The sequence below is a fragment of the Roseomonas sp. CECT 9278 genome (assembly GCF_918698155.1).
Taxonomy (GTDB): domain Bacteria; phylum Pseudomonadota; class Alphaproteobacteria; order Acetobacterales; family Acetobacteraceae; genus Neoroseomonas.
In genome coordinates this window covers 230146-246405 of the sequence record NZ_CAKKLX010000001.1, presented here as the reverse complement: position 1 = coordinate 246405, position 16260 = coordinate 230146, and the positions used below count along the sequence as shown (strand labels likewise).

Annotated in this window: 16 protein-coding genes; 10 read left to right on the top strand and 6 right to left on the bottom strand. The window is 73.3% G+C overall.

Translation table 11 applies throughout. The features are described from left to right. Positions 1-208 precede the first annotated feature (208 nt). From LQ222_RS01330 to LQ222_RS01320, 3 genes are all read left to right on the top strand, one after another. Positions 209-748, top strand: a complete 540-nt coding sequence (locus LQ222_RS01330) for a hypothetical protein (RefSeq protein WP_230163969.1) — start codon at positions 209-211, stop codon at positions 746-748. Between the two features lie 35 nt (positions 749-783). After that, complete coding sequence (locus LQ222_RS01325) at positions 784-1635, top strand: hypothetical protein (protein ID WP_230163968.1); 852 nt, start codon at positions 784-786, stop codon at positions 1633-1635. A gap of 224 nt (positions 1636-1859) precedes the next feature. Further along, the gene (locus tag LQ222_RS01320) at positions 1860-4190 is read left to right on the top strand and encodes a cytochrome c3 family protein (RefSeq protein ID WP_230163967.1); all 2331 of its coding nucleotides are present in this window, start codon (positions 1860-1862) and stop codon (positions 4188-4190) included. A 466-nt stretch (positions 4191-4656) separates the two neighbouring features. Here the strand turns inward: LQ222_RS01320 and LQ222_RS01315 are convergent, their stop codons facing one another. After that, on the bottom strand, positions 4657-5349 hold the full coding sequence (locus tag LQ222_RS01315) for an enoyl-CoA hydratase-related protein (protein WP_230163973.1): 693 nt from the start codon (positions 5347-5349) through the stop codon (positions 4657-4659). Here LQ222_RS01315 and LQ222_RS01310 point away from each other — a divergent pair. Continuing rightward, positions 5239-6579: a LysR substrate-binding domain-containing protein gene (locus LQ222_RS01310; protein ID WP_230163966.1), complete on the top strand. Its 1341-nt coding sequence runs from the start codon at positions 5239-5241 to the stop codon at positions 6577-6579. The two genes, LQ222_RS01315 and LQ222_RS01310, sit on opposite strands and share 111 nt — an antisense overlap. 228 nt (positions 6580-6807) lie before the next feature. On the opposite strand, the gene LQ222_RS01305 is transcribed toward LQ222_RS01310, so the two are convergent. Then, positions 6808-7422 carry a 2-hydroxychromene-2-carboxylate isomerase gene (locus LQ222_RS01305; RefSeq protein WP_230163964.1) on the bottom strand — a complete coding sequence of 205 codons (615 nt, stop codon included), beginning with the start codon at positions 7420-7422 and terminating at the stop codon, positions 6808-6810. Positions 7423-7532: 110 nt separating this feature from the next. Between LQ222_RS01305 and LQ222_RS01300 the strand changes: the two genes are divergently transcribed. Continuing rightward, positions 7533-7877, top strand: a complete 345-nt coding sequence (locus LQ222_RS01300) for a hypothetical protein (protein WP_230163962.1) — start codon at positions 7533-7535, stop codon at positions 7875-7877. 74 nt (positions 7878-7951) lie between these two features. Here the strand turns inward: LQ222_RS01300 and LQ222_RS01295 are convergent, their stop codons facing one another. Next, positions 7952-8449: a cupin domain-containing protein gene (locus LQ222_RS01295; RefSeq protein WP_230163961.1), complete on the bottom strand. Its 498-nt coding sequence runs from the start codon at positions 8447-8449 to the stop codon at positions 7952-7954. A 169-nt stretch (positions 8450-8618) separates the two neighbouring features. Between LQ222_RS01295 and LQ222_RS01290 the strand changes: the two genes are divergently transcribed. Further along, the gene (locus LQ222_RS01290) at positions 8619-9533 is read left to right on the top strand and encodes a PhzF family phenazine biosynthesis protein (RefSeq protein ID WP_230163960.1); all 915 of its coding nucleotides are present in this window, start codon (positions 8619-8621) and stop codon (positions 9531-9533) included. A 68-nt stretch (positions 9534-9601) separates the two neighbouring features. Beyond that, on the top strand, positions 9602-9925 hold the full coding sequence (locus LQ222_RS01285; protein WP_230163959.1) for an ABC transporter permease: 324 nt from the start codon (positions 9602-9604) through the stop codon (positions 9923-9925). Positions 9926-10076: 151 nt separating this feature from the next. Here LQ222_RS01285 and LQ222_RS01280 read toward each other — a convergent pair whose 3' ends face one another. The 3 genes from LQ222_RS01280 to LQ222_RS01270 form a co-directional block, all read right to left on the bottom strand. After that, positions 10077-11291: an MFS transporter gene (locus LQ222_RS01280; RefSeq protein ID WP_230163958.1), complete on the bottom strand. Its 1215-nt coding sequence runs from the start codon at positions 11289-11291 to the stop codon at positions 10077-10079. A gap of 37 nt (positions 11292-11328) precedes the next feature. After that, positions 11329-12732: an NAD(P)-binding protein gene (locus tag LQ222_RS01275; RefSeq protein ID WP_230163957.1), complete on the bottom strand. Its 1404-nt coding sequence runs from the start codon at positions 12730-12732 to the stop codon at positions 11329-11331. A gap of 61 nt (positions 12733-12793) precedes the next feature. Further along, positions 12794-13192 (bottom strand): PadR family transcriptional regulator, encoded by a 399-nt coding sequence (locus LQ222_RS01270; RefSeq protein ID WP_230163956.1) that lies wholly within the window; start codon positions 13190-13192, stop codon positions 12794-12796. Positions 13193-13876: 684 nt separating this feature from the next. Between LQ222_RS01270 and LQ222_RS01265 the strand changes: the two genes are divergently transcribed. The 3 genes from LQ222_RS01265 (at position 13877) to LQ222_RS01255 (ending at position 16246) form a co-directional block, all read left to right on the top strand. Beyond that, positions 13877-14671, top strand: a complete 795-nt coding sequence (locus LQ222_RS01265; RefSeq protein ID WP_230163954.1) for an SDR family oxidoreductase — start codon at positions 13877-13879, stop codon at positions 14669-14671. Positions 14672-14807: 136 nt separating this feature from the next. Then, entirely contained in the window at positions 14808-15455 is a 648-nt protein-coding gene (locus LQ222_RS01260; protein ID WP_230163953.1) for a TetR/AcrR family transcriptional regulator, read from the top strand. Beyond that, the gene (locus LQ222_RS01255) at positions 15452-16246 is read left to right on the top strand and encodes a hypothetical protein (protein WP_230163951.1); all 795 of its coding nucleotides are present in this window, start codon (positions 15452-15454) and stop codon (positions 16244-16246) included. The genes LQ222_RS01260 and LQ222_RS01255 overlap by 4 nt, the downstream gene beginning before the upstream one ends. Positions 16247-16260 lie beyond the last annotated feature (14 nt).

Sequence of the window (16260 nt, the reverse complement as noted above, 5' to 3'; positions counted from 1 at the left end):
CGAACGCCCCGCGCCGCGCGCGGCGCCGGGTTCGCCCGCGGCCACGTCGCCGGCTCCCGCGGCGCCGGTCGCGCCGGCAGCGCCGCGGCGGAACTGACACGGAACCCCTACCGGGCAGCGGCGCGGCCCGGGGCGTCCCGCACCACATCGAAACCCCGGGACGGGCCGCCGATCGCACCCGCGCCATTCCAACCGAAAGATCGCAAGCATGACCACGCGACGCGACCTGGCCATCACGGCGGCAGCCACCGCAGCCCTGTTGGCCGCCCCCGACCCCGCCGGCGCACAGACGGCGCCGGCCGCCGAGGCCTCCGGCCATGCCGACTTCCTGTTCGTGCAGACCGCGCGCCGCATGTCCTTCGACCGCGCCGCGAGCCGGCTGACGCTGCACGATGTCAGCCCCATCACGCTGTTCTTCTCCGACCGCCCGGACCGCATTGCCGGCAACATGCGCACCGCGGCCTTCGTGCCGTTCTGGAGCCAGGGCCGCGACAGCTTCCTGTCCGACCCGCCCAACGCCGACCTGTCGATCCTCGAAGGCGCCGAACTCCGCCAGGTGGTCGTGGTGCTGCGCGATCCGGTGCTGCAGGGCGGCGCCCTCGCCTACGGCGTGCAGGTGCTGTCCGGCACGATGCCGGCGGCCGGCGAGGAGATCTCGGTCTTCATCGACATCATCGGCATGCCGCGCACGCCGGTTTCCTTCGCGGGCGCGGCGCGGCGCGGCTATCGCCGCGCCTGGATGCGTTAGCCTCAGCGAGTCAAGGACCCGGAGACGCACGCACCATGACCACCCACGCCGCACGCAGCCTGGCTGCCGCAACCGCGCTGGTCGCCATGTCCGCGGCCGCACAGGCGCAGGACACCGGCCTGCGGCCCGGCTGGAGCTTCGAGGTCGCGCCCTATGTCTGGCTGCCGTCGGTGAGCGCGGACCTGCGTTACGACATCCCGACGGGGCTTCGCGGCACGGCCGACGTGAAGGCGGAGGCCGACGACTACTTCGCCAACCTGAACTTCGCGATGGCCTTCGCGGCGACGGCCCGATACGACCGCTTCTCGGTGCTGACCGACGTCATGTATGTCAGCGCCGAGGCCGGATCGAGCCGCGTCAGCTCGGTCGATGTCTTCGATGTCCGGCGCAACCCGGTCTCGAGCACGCTGAATGCCGGGGGCGATTCCACCCTCAAGACCACGCTCTGGATGCTCGCGGGGGGCTATACGGTGGCCTCGGGCGCCTGGGGCAATGTCGATCTGCTGGCGGGCTTCCGCTACCTCGGGATCGAGGCCAGCACCGACTACAACCTCGCGCTCACGCTCGTCGGTCCGCGCGGCAATGCCGGGCCGACCTTCGGCGGCGCGGGGCGGCTGTCGGGGCGGGACAATATCTGGAACGGCATCGTCGGCGTGCGCGGGCGCATCAACATCGCCGAGAGCGGAGTCTTCGTGCCGTATTACCTGGATATCGGGGCGGGCGATTCGAACCTCACCTGGCAGGGCTTCACGGGCATCGGCTACCAGGCCGGATGGGCGGGCGTGCAGCTCGGATGGCGGTACATGTCCTACGACCAGGGCGGCACTGCGCTGGTGCAGAACATGACCATGAGCGGCGCCTACCTCGCGGTGAACTTCAGCTTCTGACGCATGTGTCGTTGGCAGGCGTTCATCGCCCCGGCTCCGGGCGTCGGCGGTTCGCGAGCATCGCGATCCATCCGACCGACGTTGCCTGACGCGATGACGCGGCAGCCACCGCGCGGGCTTCGTGGCGGGGCCGGCGGCCTCGACGTGCCGATGCCGCGCGGGCTGGGCGCGGCCGGCGCCCGCATGGTCTGATGGCGGCGTGACCCCCGCAGGACGCCACCCGCATGATGCCTGAGACCGGCCGGCCGCGCCTTGTCCTGGCCTGCCTCGGCATCCTTGCCGCCATCGCCGCGCCGCTGCTGGCCGTCATGCTGCTGGCCGGCGGCGCGCCCGTGGTGGCGGGCGAAGGCGCGCGGCCGGGCTTCGTGGGCTCCTCTACCTGCGCCAGTTGCCACGCCGCCGAGACCACCGCCTGGCGCGACAGCGACCACGCCCGCGCCATGGCCGCTGCGACGCCCGCCAGCGTGCTCGGCGATTTCTCCGGCCAGACCGTCACCGATGGCCGCCACAGCGCGACCTTCCTGCGCGAGGGCGACCGCTTCGTCATCCGCACCGACGGCCCCGGCGGCACGGTCGCGGATTTCCCGGTCAGCGAGACCTTCGGCGCCGACCCGCTGCAGCAATACCTGGTGCTGTTCCCCGATGGCCGCCGCCAGCCCTTGCCCTGGGCCTGGGACAGCCGCCCGGGCGCCGAAGGCGGCCAGCGCTGGTATCACCTGATGGCCGATGCGCCGCTGCGCGCCGGTGACCCGCTGCACTGGACCGGGCGCGACCAGACCTGGAACTTCATGTGCGCGTCCTGCCATTCGACCGGCCTGCTGCGCGGCTACGACGCCGCCAGCGACCGCTACGACACGCGCTGGACCGAGATCAGCGTCGGTTGCGAATCCTGCCACGGCCCGGCGGCCGCGCATGTCGCCTGGGCGCAAGCCGGCGCGCGCGCCGATCTCGCGCATCGCGGGCTGGCGGTCGCGCTGCGCGGTGCCTCGGGCGGCGCCTGGCGCATCGCCGCCGACGACCCGCGCGGGATCGCCCGCTGGGACGGCCCGCCGCGCCAGGCCGCCGCCACGCAGGTCGAGACCTGCGCGCCCTGCCATTCCCGCGCGCGGCCCCTGGTGGCGGACCCGCTGCCCGGTTCGCGCTTCCTCGACACCCATGCGCCGCTGCTGCTGGTGCGTGGCGAATACCACGCCGACGGCCAGATCCAGGGCGAGGTCTTCGAATGGGGATCCTTTGCGCAAAGCCGCATGCAGCGCGCCGGCGTCACCTGTTCGGACTGCCACGACCCGCATAGCGGCCGCCTGCGCGCCGAGGGCAATGCCGTCTGCGCGCAATGCCACCTGCCCGCGCGCTTCGACTCGGCCGAACACCACCGCCACGCGCCGGGCACGCCGGGGGCGCAATGCGCGTCCTGCCACATGCCGGCGGTGACCTACATGGGCGTCGATCGCCGGCGTGACCACGCCTTCAGCATTCCGCGCCCGGATGTCGCGGCGGCGATCGGCGCGCCGGATACCTGCACGTCCTGCCACACGGGCCAGACCCAGGCCTGGGCCGCGGCGCAGCTGGCCGCCTGGCACGGCCCGCCGCGCGGCGGGCCGCATCCCGCACTGGCCATCCAGGCCGGGCGCAGCGGCGCGCGCGGTGCCGACCAGGCGCTCTCGCGCCTCGTGCTCGACCGCACGCATCCGGCCATCCTGCGCGCCACCGCGCTGTCCCTGCTGCCCAGCCCGCCGACCCGCCCGGTCGGCGAAGCGGTGGGCGGCGCACTGTTCGACCCCGAGCCCCTGGTGCGCGCCGCGGCACTTCGCGCGCTCGAGGGACTGCCGCCGCAGAACCGCGTGCACGCCGCGCGCCTGCTCGCCGACGAGGTCCGCCTGGTGCGCATCGAGGCTGCGCGCGCCCTCGCCCCCGTACCGATCGGGAACATGCCCGAGGCTGCGCGGCCGGCCTTCGCCCGCGCCTGGGGGGAATTGCTGGCGAGCGAACGCGTCGCGGCGGAACGGCCCGAATCGCATGTGAACATCGCGGGGCTGCTGGCGCAGCGCGGCGACCAGGCGGGCGCCGAGGCCGCGTTCCGCGCGGCGCTGGCGCGCGACCCCGGCTTCCTGCCCGCGCTGGTCAACCAGGCCGCCTTCGAGGAAGCCCGCGGCCGGCCCGATGCGGCGGAAGCGCTGCTGCGCCGTGCCGTGGCGGCGCATGCGGCGGATGCCGAACCGCTCTATGCGCTGGCACTGCTGCAGGTGCGGCGCGGACGCATCGCCGAGGCGATCACGATGCTCGACGCGTCAACGCGCCTGGCGCCCGATCAGCCGCGCTACGCCTATACTCACGCGCTGGCGTTGCACCGGCAGGGCCGCGTGGACGATGCGCTTGCGGTGCTGTCGCGGCACCCGGCGCATCGTGCGAGCCTGATCGCTTCCGCCACCTTCGAGCGCGACCGCGGCAGGCTCATGGAGGCTCAGCGCCACGCGCGGGCCGCGCTCGCGATGGATCCCAACGATCGCGATGCCGCCGCGCTGCTGACCGAGATCGAGCGTCGCTCACCGCGTTGACGCGTCGTGCCGGCGAGTGAGGCGGCGCGGCTGATCCGCGGCGCGCGGCAGGAAACCGCGATTGCGCGCCTCGCCTTCCGCGGACCCCGAACCGCAGGACCACAACCCTGAGAGCACTGACCGTCATCGCCGCCGTCGCTGGGCTGATCACCGCCACGCTGCCAATGGCCGCCCGGTCCGCCGCGCGATGATGCGCGTCGCCATCGTCACCAATACGGCCGGCAGGCTCCGGCAGATGCCTGCTTCGCCACATACGCCACGTCGTATCGACTGAGCCCGACGTCGCGCAGCTCGCGGTCCGACATTGCCCATAGTTCGTCGGTCTCGGCCATGCTGCGACGCCAAAGTCGCAATGGTCGCAACCGGCGTGCCAGCCGCCTCACGGCGCGGCGCGTGACGACGCACAGGCTGCGCATGCGCGGCATCGACGGCGACATGCACAGCGCGGGAGTACCTTGCATGGCGGTCACCGCCCGCTGAATTGCGGTGGGCGCCGCTCGCGGAAGGCGGCGATGCCTTCCCGCAGGTCGGCGGTGTGCAGCAGGCTGCCAAAGGCCGCGGCCTCGACGGCGAGGCCCTCGGCGATGGAGAGGTTCAGGCCCCGCGTCACCGCCGCAAGGCTCGCCGCGACGGCGGCGGGCGCGTGCGCGATGATGCCGGCGGCCATCGCCATTGCGGCATCCAGGAGCGCGTCGGGGGCGACCACGCGGTTGACGAGCCCGAGCGCAAGCGCCTCATCCGCCGCGATCGGGGCGCCCGAGAGGATCATCGCGAGCGCCCGCTTGCGGCCGATCAGGCGCGCGAGGCGCTGGGTCCCGCCGAAGGGGGGCGGAAAGCCCAGCTTGATCTCGGGCTTCGCGAATGTCGCATGCGCGGCAGCCACCGCGAGGGGCGCGGCCTCCAGTACCTCGCAGCCACCGCCATAGGCGAGGCCGTTCACGGCGCAGATCACCGGCTTCGGAAAGGCTTCGATACGCGCGGTCAGCGCCTGGCCTGGGCGCACGAAGCCCTGCATCGCCTCGCCGCGCGCGATGATCGGCGCGAAGGCATGGATGTCCGCGCCGGCCGAGAAGGCGCGGTGGCCGGCCCCGGTGAGGATGACGGCGCGCACGCCGGGATCGGCCTCGATCGCGTCGAGCGCGGCATGCAGCGCCGCGATCAGCGAAGGATCGAGTGCGTTCAGCCGCGACGGGCGGTCCATGGTGAGCAGCGCCGTGGCGCCGTGACGCGCGCGATGCAGGCCGTCGGCGGGAGGGGAGGGGGCGGTCGTGTCCATGTCGCCAGCCTGCGGTGGCAGGGCGCGCGGCACGAACGCGAACTCCTCACACGCTGTGAGCCGCCGTCACTGCCGGCGCATCACGGCCGTCGCGTCTTCACCCTCTGCGCGGCTGATCCAGGCGCGCGGATGAGGCAGGTCAGCCATGCTGACGTGTATGTGGAAGCCGATGCCGGACTGGCCTGCAATGCTGCAGGAGGTCCGCTCGCCATGGCGCACAGGCTCCCCCCGCTTTCCGCGCTGCGCGTGTTCGAGGCAGCCGGTCGCCGCGGCGGCTTCACCGCCGCCGCGGCGGAGCTCGGCGTGACGCCAAGCGCCGTCAGCCATGGCGTCCGCGCGCTGGAGGACGCGCTCGGCGTTCCGCTCTTTCACCGCGATCAGCGCGGCATGCGCCTGACAACGGCCGGAGCGACGCTGCTGCGCGAGGCGAGCCAGGCCTTCGAGGGCTTGTCACGCTGTGTCGCGGCCTTGGCGGGCGTGCGCGCCGCACGCGGCCTGGCCGGCAGCGTGGCGCCGACCTTCGCGACGCGATGGCTGCTGCCGCGCCTGGCTGCCTTGCGGCGGCGCCATCCGTCGCTTGGCCTGGCGATCTCGACAGAGCGCGAGCATGTCGAACTCGGCGATGGACGCTTCGACTTCGCGATCCGCATGGCCGACGCACCGGTGGGGCCGGCCGAGTGGCACCGGCTGGCGCCGGTCGGCCTGGTGCCGGTGGTCGCGGCGGATTGCCGGCTGCCGCTGACCGAGGCACTGGCGCGCCTGCCGGCGATCCATGTCACGACCGCGGGGGAGGACTGGGCCGCGTGGACCGCGCTGCGCGGCCTGAACCCGCGCGATCCGTCGCGCGGCTTCCGCTTCGACACGATCCAACTGGCATTGGACGCGGCCGCGCAGGGGCTGGGCCTGGCCTTGGCGCGGCTTCCGGTCTGCGCCGACGACATCGCGTCGGGCCGCGTCCGTGCGCTCGACGAGCCGGTGGAAGGCGGCACGGCCTATTGGCTCGTGACCCGCCCCGGCCTGCTGCGTCAACGCGAAGGACGGCTGCTCGCTGCGTGGCTGCGCGAACAGCTGGGTGGCGAGACCCTGGCAGCGCGAACCGTGCCCGGTGCCTGATCATTTGACGCTGCGCGCGTGCGTTCCACCCGGACGACCCGACCGCTGGGCGCAGGCGTGTCATGCCCGGGCATGGCCTGGACGGTCCGGTCCTGCCGGCGCGGCGCCATGCCCCGACACGCGCACCCGCTTCATGCCCGCGGACGGGCGGGTCGTCATGCTCTCCCGCGCCTTGACGGACATGCGCGCCCTGCGGCGTGCCGTGGTGACCCCGAAGATCGCGCGTGTCTACCAGGGCCCCTCGCGCAGCCAGGCCTCCAGCATCGGCAACCGGTCCTGGCCCCAGAAGGGTTCGCCATCCACCACGAAGAAGGGTGCGCCGAACACGCCCTGGGCCAGCGCCTCCTGCGTCGCGTCGCGCAGCGCCAGGCGGGCAGCGGGGGCGAGCGCATCGGCGCTTGCTGCGGCGGCTGTCGGCCCCAGCCGTGCCGCGAAGCACTGCGCCGCAGCGAGCCCGTCCAGCGCCTGCCCCTCCGCGAAGGTCGCCATGAACGCCTCCGCCGCGAAGCGTGCGGCGAGAGCTTCATCGCGCAAGGCAATGGCGTGGAAGACCCGGGCGAGAGCGAGAGACGTACCCGAGGGCGGGGTCGCCGTCGCGAAGGGCAGGCCCATCCGCCGCGCGACGCGGCCGAGGTCGCGACGCGCATAGTCGCCGCGCAGGGGCTGCACGCCAAGCGGGCTCGCGCCGGTCGTGCCGAAGATCACCCCGAGCAGCATGGCGCGCCACCGCACCGTGCGGCCGCAGCGGCGCGCCGTCGCCGCCACCTGCGTCGACGCGAGCCAGGCGTACGGCGAGCCGAAATCGAACCAGAAGGTGATCGGCCCCGGGGCGGCCGAGGTCATGGCGCGAGGACCTGGCTGAGCCAGGCTCGGCGACGATGACCAGAGCTCATCCCCCAGCCCGCCGGCCAGGTGCCACGATCCACCCCGTGGTGACGCAGGAGCGGCCGCGCATGACGGAGATGGCGAGTCCCGCCCGCCCGCGGGCCGTCGTTGTCGTGTCGGCCTGCGTGATGGCCGTGTCCATGGGGTTGCGGCAATGCTTCGGCCTCTTCCTCGAACCGGTGGTGGCCGATCTCGGCACCTCGCCGGCATCCTTCGGCTTCGCGGTCGCGGTGCACAACCTCGTTTGGGGTCTGCCGCAGCTGCGATGCGGCCTGATGGAGCCTGATCGGGATCGGCGCGCTGGCGGCGGTGCGTCAGTGGCCGATGGATGGTCGGCGGCGGCCGCGGGCCCTTGCCGGGACGGACGCCGCCGACATCGCTGTTCGACAGGTCTTCCACGAACGAGCGCATGATGCGCAAACGCCTGTCCGGCGGCGGCTCGGCGGAGTGACGAAGCGCGGCGGCCGGCGTCGCGCGCGCCGCATGGTCATCCAGCCCCGTGGGGCGTTCCGTCCTTCCGGGCGAAACGCCAGCGGCCGTCAGCGTCCAGCACGGCCTGCAGGTCGTCGTCCGGATAGCTGCCCGTGTCGCCGGCCGTCCGGTCGCCGATCTCCAGGATCACGCAGTCGTTGTCGGTCCGATTCTCCAGGTGATGCGCCGTGCCGCCCGCGGGAAAGCCGGCGACCATGCCGGGCCGCAGGCGCATCGGCCCCGCATCGGTGAAGAGCGTCGGCTCGCCCTCGATGACGTAGATGAATTCATCCTGGCGGGAATGGACGTGATGCAGCGCGGACGCAGATCCGGGGCGCAGCAGGGTGAGATTCACACCGAAGTTCCGAAGGCCAAACAGGTCGCCGAGCGAACGCTTCACGCGGCCCTGGACACGCGCAGCGAAGGGCGCGGGGTAGCCGCTTGCCGTCGCGCGGGGCGGCGCGTCGGCGGCAAGGATGGCGGCGGCACGGGATGCTGGCGCGGTCGTGGTCATCGGACGTCCTGTCTGCAGGCGGGAGGGTCGGGCGCGCAGGGTATCGCCAGGCGCGCGCGATGCGCATGCCATCGGCCCGTGCCGCGGATGAATTCTGTTCGCATCGCCCGAGACCGGCTCATCCGTGGCGCGGGAATGCCCTCGTGCGATGCGGCGTGGCATGCGGGCCGTGAACAAGCGCGCCGCGCTATGTCCCGACGGCGCTCGCGACTATCGTGGCGCCATGCCGACACCGACAGCGACGCAGGTCGAGCGCATTGCCGCCTTCTCCGACGGGGAGGCAGGGGGTAATCCGGCGGGCGTGATGATCCTCGGCACCCTGCCTGCCGAGGCGGTCATGCAATCCATTGCCGCACAGGTCGGGTATTCCGAGACGGTGTTCGCCGCGCCGGACGGCAGCGGCTGGCGCGCACGGTACTTCGCCCCGGAGGTGGAGGTGGATTTCTGCGGCCATGCCACGATCGCCCTGGGTGCGGCGCTGGCCCGCCGCTTCGGCGATGGCATGTTCGCGTTGCGGCTGAACCGTGCGGTCATCACGGTCGAAGGCCGCAGCGCGGGCATGACCGCGAGCGCCGCGCTGCGCTCGCCACCGACGCGCAGCCGTCGCGCGCCGGCCGGCCTGCTCGCGCAGGCGCTGGCGCTGTTCTCGCTCGCGGAGGCCGACCTCGATGAGCGCATCTCGCCTGCGATGGCCCATGCGGGCGCAGACCACCTGGTGCTTGCGCTGCGCGAACGCGCCCGGATTGCGGCGCTGCGCTACGACCAGGCTCACGGCCGCGCGCTTTCGCTCGCCGAGGGAATCGTCACCTTCAGCGTGATCCATGCGCAGTCGCGGCGGCTTTTTCATGCGCGCAACCCCTTCCCGATCGGCGGCGTCTACGAGGACCCGGCGACCGGCGCAGCCGCCGCTGCGCTCGGCGGTTACCTGCGCGACCTCGGCTGGCCACACGAGGGCAGCATCGAGATCGTGCAGGGTGAGGACATGGGATGCCGTTCGCGGCTGCATGCCGAGATCGGCCCGACGGCTGGCGAGGGCGTCAGGGTCGTCGGCCAGGCACGGATGCTGCCTCAGCCGCGCGCCTGAGGTGGTGGCGCGATGCCAGGATCGCGCCGCTCGGGCCGGTCCGGCCGCTGGAGCGCCGGTCGCGCGACGTGGTGCGCGGCATCGACAGCCTGGTCGGGGCGATCTTCTTCGTGAGCGTGGTCGGGCTAGGCCCCTTCGCCGGCATCCGCGCGATCGCGATCAATGACAAGGGCGTGCTCACGAAGCTCTTTGCCGAGGCGATCGAGAATACCGACCGCGAACAGGTCAAGGGCGTGCGGGCCACCGGTGCCGGGCGCGGGCAGACGATCGGCTTCTTGCTGATGGACCGCATGACGATCAGCGCCTGGCGCGCGGTCTCCCTGATTGCCATCATGGTCCTGGTGACCGTCGCCGGCATCGATGCGCTCTCCCGCACGCTGGGGGGCGGTTGATCCGATCCACCGGGCGTTGAACCTCGGGCCCGCGTCCGGATGCAGCTTCGGTGGCCGGCTCCCGCATCGGCCTGCTGCGCCGCGAGATCATCATCCGTCAAACCGTGGTGCGAGGCCTGCTCACGGCGAATGTGCGCGCGGCGCCGGGGTATCACGGCGATCCCGGCGGGGCGCCGGCCGGCAGCCGGCCGCCGCGCGGCACCACGCGCAGGTGCAGCAGCACCAGCGGCGCCAGCGCCGCGGCGCCGGCCAGCAGGCTCGCCCACAGCGCCGCCGTCACGCCGAAGCGCTCCGACCCGACCGCGAACACGAAGGGCGCGGCCGCGCCCAGGATGGTGCGGATGGCCGCCAGCCGGCCCAGTCGCGCGCCGAAGCCATCGGGCCCGAACAGCGCAAGCGGGACAGTGCCGCGCACGATGCTCGACAGCCCCTGGCCGAAGCCGAACAGCATCGCGAAGACGATGCCCGCCAGCACCGCCGGCACCGGCGCCAGCAGCGCCAGCACGGCCAGCGGCAGCGCCGCGGCCGAGACCAGCGCCACGCCCAGCGGATGCCGCGCACCCCAGAACAGCGCATCCGCCAATCGGATCAGCACCTGCGCCGGCCCCATCAGCATCGCCACCGCATAGGCCGCGCTGCCAAGGTCCAGCGCCTGCAGCACCGGCACCAGGTGGATGGTCAACGCCGAGCCCAACATGCCGCTCAGCGCGAAGCTGAGCCCGAAGGCCCAGAAGGCGAGGCGCGCCGCGCGACCTTCCAGCGGCGTCCATGGCGGCGGGTGCCGGCCGGTGGCCTCGGCATGGGCGGGCGCGACCGGCGGGCGGCGCATGATCCAGGCGTGCAGCGGCAGCGCCACCGCCAGGTGCAGCAGCGCATAGGCCAGGTAGGTGCCGCGCCAGCCCACCGCCTCCACCGCCCAGCCGCTGAGCGGCCAGAACAGCGTGGAGGCGAAGCCGCCGATCAGAGTCAGATGCGTGATCGCCCGCCGGGCACGCGCGTGGCCCTGCTGCGCCAGGGTAGCGAATGCGGCGTCGTAGAGCACGGCGATGCCGACCACCTCGATCGCCACCACGCAGGCGGCGAAGCTCCAGAAGCCGGGCGCGGCGGCCAGCGCGCCGAGCAGCAGCCCGACCAGCAGGCTGCCCGCGGCCATCAGCCGCGGCGCACCGAAGCGGTCCATCCACAGGCCGATGCGCGGCGCGGCGAGCCCGCCCGCGAGCAGCCCGACCGAGAAGACGGCATAGAGTGAGGCCGTGGTCGTGCCGAATTCCGCCGCCACCGCCGGCGCCAGGATGGCATAGGCGTAGTAGAGCGTGCCGTAGCCGATGACCTGCGTGACGCCGAGGGCCAGGACGACGGGGGTCAAAGAAGCGGCAGTGTGCTGCGTGGACACGCGGTGCGTCTCAGCCACAGCCTCCGGAGCGCGCCGTGCCCTTGATGCGCGGCTTCTCCGCCACCCACCGGCCGGCGGTCGGCGCATCGGCGGATTGCTCCGGCTTCGGCGCGCAGCACACACCCTGCGGGGTCGTGGGCGTGCAGCAGGCCTCGGCCGCCGCGCCGGCGCGCGTGGTCGAGCACACGCCGGTCTTGGGCAGTTCGAGCCGCACCTCGCGCGCCGCCGCCCAGTCGCCAGCCAGGGCGGCGGCGATGCTGCGCACCTGCTCGTGGCCGGTGGCGAGCAGGAAGGTCGGCGCGCGGCCATAGGCCTTCATGCCGGCGATCCAGAAATCCGCCTCCGGGTGGCGCAGCTCGGCCTCGCCATGCGGGCGTACCGTGCCGCAGGAATGCAGGTTGGGGTCGATCAGCGGGGCAAGGGCGGGCGTGGCCTCCACCGCGGGGTCTAGGCCGAGGCGGATCTCGCGCAGGAAGTCGAACGCCGGGCGGAAGCCGGTGGCGGTGACGATGCGGTCCACCACCACGGTGCGGGGCGCGGCGCCCTGCCGGCCGGTGACCGCGAGGCGACCGGCCGCCTCGGCGATGCGATCGACCAGGAAGGGCGCCAAGGCTTCCACCGCGCCGCTGTCGATCAGCGCCTCCGCCCGTGCGCCGAGTGCGCCGCGCGCGGCCAGCCCGTCATTGGCGCCGCCGCCGAAATTCACCGCCTCCAGCGATCGGCGGAAGGCCCAGAGGATGCGCGTGCCGGGCGCCTGGTCCGCCAGCGTGGCGAGGTCGAGCACCACATTCATCGCCGAATGCCCCGCGCCGACAACGAGCGTGGTCCGCCCCGCATGCGCCGCGCGGTCGGCGCCGAGCACGTCCGGGATTCCGGCAGCGATGCGGTCGGCGAAATCCGCTTCGCCCGGCGCGGGCATGCCATGCGCGCCGGCCGGGTTGGGCGCGGACCAGGTGCCCGAGCAATCGATCACGGCGCGCGCCGCGAACGCCTCGACCACGCCGTCCGGTCCCGCGACATGCAGGATGAAGGGGGCGTCGCCCCGCCGGTCGTCGCGCAGCCGGCCATGATCCTGGCGGGCTACGCCGACGACCCGCGCATTCAGCCGCAGATGCGGTCCGAGGGCCGTGGCGAGCGGGTCGAGATGGAGCGACACGAGCTCGGCTCCGGTGGGATACGCGGCCGGATCCGGCGCGTCCCAGCCGCGTCGTTCGAGCAGCGCACGGGCCGCGTGCGAGACGTTGAACGCCCAGGGGGAGAACATGCGCACATGGGCCCAGTGACGCACCGCCTGGGCAGGATGCGGTCCTGCCTCCAGCACCAGCGGCGTGAGGCCGCGGCCGAGCAACTCCGCTGCGGCCGCCAGCCCGACGGGGCCCGCGCCGATGATCGCGATGGGGAGCGTTTCGTGCATGCTCAGGAGCCTTGATGCATAGATGATTGATGTATCTGAGCCGAAAAATGCCGAGGACGGTTCACCCGCACCGCTCCCTGGCGGCGAAGGCGCGGCCGGTGTCCTGCAGGGCAGCGGTGGCCTCCATCCAGGCATCGAGGGCGACACGGAAGGCGGCACGCCCGGCCTCCGTCAGCGCATAGACGCGGCGCAGGCGACCTTGCACCACCTCGTCCTCGACGGTGACGAAGCCGCCGGATTCGAATTCCCGCAGCACCGGGTAGATCGTGCCCTCGGTCGGCGAGCAACAGCCGCCGGTCGTGCGTTCCACGGCGCGTGCCACGTCGTAGCCATGCATCGGCCCGTCATGCAGCACGCGCAGGATGAAGAACTTGGACAGGCCCATCTTGATCGTGCCGGCCCAATAGGCCCGGCTGGCATAGTCTACGCGCGGCGCGAGCGGCGTTCGGGGCGTCTCCACGGGGTGGTGATATGCCTTGCCCCTCAATGCGTCAAGCCTTGTGGTATGATGGGCGGCACGGGATGCGATCGGCCGGATGTCCGCCGCCAGCTGTCGCGGGGCCCGGGACATGCTGACGCGCCGATGCCAAGGATGGTCGAGGATCGGACATGACTGTCGGAGATGTGCAGCGCATGCCGGCGGATGCCGACGGGCCGGCAGTCGCTGCGCCACGCCGATCGGCCGCGGACACGTGCCGCGCAGCGCGCGCCGGCACGCGGGCGGCGGCGCAGGGTCATCGCGCGGGTCTTGTCCAGTGTCGTGCCGTCATGGCGAAGCCGGCGAGCGCAAGCACCCCGATTCGCGGATTCACGTCGTGCGGCCTGCGCGCGCTGCCGCGCCTGTCGGCAGGCTCGTCGGGTCAGGCGGCATGATCGGGCTCCGCGCGCCAGCGGTTGACAGTGTCAACACGCATGGCATGATGAGTAGACAGCGTCAACCTGTGAGGCATTCCATGCTCCCGCGTGCCCTCCTCCCCGCCATCCTGTCGCCGCGGGCCGGCGCGCGCAGCGCCGCAGGCCGCATGGGCCGTGCGTGCGACCCGCACGGGCGCGGCGCCACGATGGCGCCCGCCAGCATCCTGCGGCTGCGGCGGCCGGCGGCCCCGCATGGCGCACCCGTCGCCCGCGCGACCAGGCCCGGCTTGTGAGCCGCCTGGTCGATCGCTACGGGCCCTGGGCGGTCGTCACCGGTGCGTCGGACGGCATCGGCGCCGCCACGGCACGGCGCCTGGCGGCGGAAGGCTTCGCGCTGGTGCTCGTCGCGCGCCGGCAGGACAGGCTGACGGAGCTGGCGGAGGAATTGCGGGCCGCGTATCGGGCGGAGATCGAGACACTCGCGCTCGACCTCGGGACCGCGGCCGGCGTGGCGGCGCTGCAGCAGGCGGGTGCGGCGCGCGACATCGGCCTGTTGGTGGCCGCGGCGGGCTTCGGGACCGCGGGCGCCTTCCTCGCGCGGCCGGTCGCCGATGAACTGGCGATGCTCGACGTGAACTGTCGCGCCGTGCTCGTGCTGACGCATCATTTCGGCAATCGCTTCGCTGCACGCGGGCGTGGCGGGATCGTGCTGTTCAGCTCGATCGTGGCGTTCCAGGGCGTGCCGAACACGGCGAACTACGCCGCCACCAAGGCCTATGTGCAGAGCCTCGCGGAGGGGATCGGGCCGGAGCTGCGGGCCGGCGGCGTCGATGTCCTGGCGGTGGCGCCCGGGCCGGTGCGCAGCGGCTTCGCTGCGCGCGCCGGCATGCGCATGGGCGCCACCGACAGCCCGGCCACCGTGGCCGAGGGGCTGCTCGGGGCGCTGGGGCGCCGATCCCTGGTGCGGCCGGGGCCGCTGTCGAAGCTGCTGGCCTTCGCGCTTGGCTTCCTGCCGCGACGCGGCCGGGTCTGGATGATGGGCAAGGTCATGTCCGGCATGGCGAAGCCCGATCATGGCGCATGAGGCCTGCCACGCCGCCCTTCGGTGGCGGCCCGCCGGTGACCGGCCGCGCCGGTTGGTCCGCCCGGTCGGCGCCGCTAGACTCGGCGCGAACAGGGGGCGCGCGCGCCGCGCGCCGGCCCCGGCAACCAGGCACCGCATGGCCCGCAAACCCGAACCGCCGCGCGAGCTTCGCGAGGCCTGCATCCACGAAGCCCTGGCGATCATCGAGCGCGATGGCGTCGAGGCGCTGAGCCTGCGCGAGGTCGCGCGACGGCTCGGCGTGTCGCACCAGGCGCCCTACAGGCACTATCCCAGCCGCGACCACCTGCTGGCCGAGGTGGTGCGGCGCGCCTTCGTCGCCTTCGCCGACCACCTGGATGCACGCCCGCGGGAGAGCGACGCCTTCGCCGATCTCCACGCCATGGGCCGCGCATACCTCGACTACGCGCTGCGCCATCCGCTGCAATACCGGCTGATCTTCGGCACGCCGCTGCCGGATGCCGCCGCGCATCCCGACATGATGACCCGCGGGCGCCACGCCTTCGGCATGCTGGAGGAAGCGATCGCGGCGCTCGATGCGGCGCGCCCGGCGGCGGCGCGGCATGGCGACCCGCGCCTCGATGCGCTGCATGTCTGGTCGCTGCTGCACGGGCTGGCGAGCATCGCGCAGACCAGCGCGCTGCGCAGCCTCAGCCTGCCGAAGCCCGTCATGGCAATGATGCAGGACCACGCGATGGCGCGGATGGAGGAGGGCCTGCGCGCGGCCCTGCCCGCGCCCGCCCCGGCGCGGCGCCGGCGGCGATGAGCTGGCGGGAGCCGGGCGCGGCGGCCACGCTCTGCTGGTTCGCCGCCGGCGGCTTCCTGGTGATCTTCGCCGTGACGGCCGGGATCGAGCGGTGGGATGCGCGGCAACTCGGTGGCGTCGGCGTCTGGGCGAAGCCGCTGAAGTTCCAGATCGCCACCGTGGTGCACCTGGCGACCATGGCCTGGGTGGCCAGCCGGCTGGGCCCGGCGTGGCGCGAGGGATGGCTGCTGCACCTGCTGGTGGTGCTGGCCATCGCCAGCGCGGCCTTCGAGGTCGGCTACATCACGCTGCAGGGCGCGCTGCAGCAGCCGTCGCACTTCAACGTCGCGACGCCGTTCCACGCCACGATGTATTCGCTGATGGCCGTGGGCGCGGTGGTGCTGACGGTCTCGGCCGGTGCGCTGGGCGTGGTCGTGGCGCTCGACGGCCAGGCGCGGATCGGGCCGGGCCTGCGCAACGCGGTGGCGCTGGGCCTGGTCGGCGGCACGGTGCTGACGCTGATCATCGCCTTCGAGATGGGCGGGCGGATGACCCACCATGTCGGCACGCCGCCGCAGCCCGCCTCCCGCTGGCCCATCTTCGGCTGGTCACGCGACGTGGGGGACCTGCGCCCGCCGCATTTCTTCGCCACCCACATGATGCAGGCAGTGCCGGCGCTGGGCTGGCTGGCGGACCGCACGCTGCCGCCCGTCGCCGCCGTGGTCGCGGCCTGGATCGCGGCTGCCCTCTGGGCCGCGCTGACCTGGTGGCTTTTCACGCAGGCGCTGGCGGGCCGGCCCTTCGCGGGCTGACCGCGGCGGCGCGG

What these genes read in the sequence shown, in the direction of transcription:
- LQ222_RS01255 (WP_230163951.1), top strand. Translation starts at nt 15,452, where the DNA reads ATGAGCTGGCGGGAGCCGGGCGCGGCGGCCACGCTCTGCTGGTTCGCC.
- LQ222_RS01275 (WP_230163957.1), bottom strand. Translation starts at nt 12,732, where the DNA reads ATGCACGAAACGCTCCCCATCGCGATCATCGGCGCGGGCCCCGTCGGG.
- LQ222_RS01330 (WP_230163969.1), top strand. Translation starts at nt 209, where the DNA reads ATGACCACGCGACGCGACCTGGCCATCACGGCGGCAGCCACCGCAGCC.
- LQ222_RS01300 (WP_230163962.1), top strand. Translation starts at nt 7,533, where the DNA reads ATGACGGAGATGGCGAGTCCCGCCCGCCCGCGGGCCGTCGTTGTCGTG.
- LQ222_RS01310 (WP_230163966.1), top strand. Translation starts at nt 5,239, where the DNA reads ATGGATGTCCGCGCCGGCCGAGAAGGCGCGGTGGCCGGCCCCGGTGAG.
- LQ222_RS01260 (WP_230163953.1), top strand. Translation starts at nt 14,808, where the DNA reads ATGGCCCGCAAACCCGAACCGCCGCGCGAGCTTCGCGAGGCCTGCATC.
- LQ222_RS01295 (WP_230163961.1), bottom strand. Translation starts at nt 8,449, where the DNA reads ATGACCACGACCGCGCCAGCATCCCGTGCCGCCGCCATCCTTGCCGCC.
- LQ222_RS01305 (WP_230163964.1), bottom strand. Translation starts at nt 7,422, where the DNA reads ATGACCTCGGCCGCCCCGGGGCCGATCACCTTCTGGTTCGATTTCGGC.
- LQ222_RS01320 (WP_230163967.1), top strand. Translation starts at nt 1,860, where the DNA reads ATGATGCCTGAGACCGGCCGGCCGCGCCTTGTCCTGGCCTGCCTCGGC.
- LQ222_RS01325 (WP_230163968.1), top strand. Translation starts at nt 784, where the DNA reads ATGACCACCCACGCCGCACGCAGCCTGGCTGCCGCAACCGCGCTGGTC.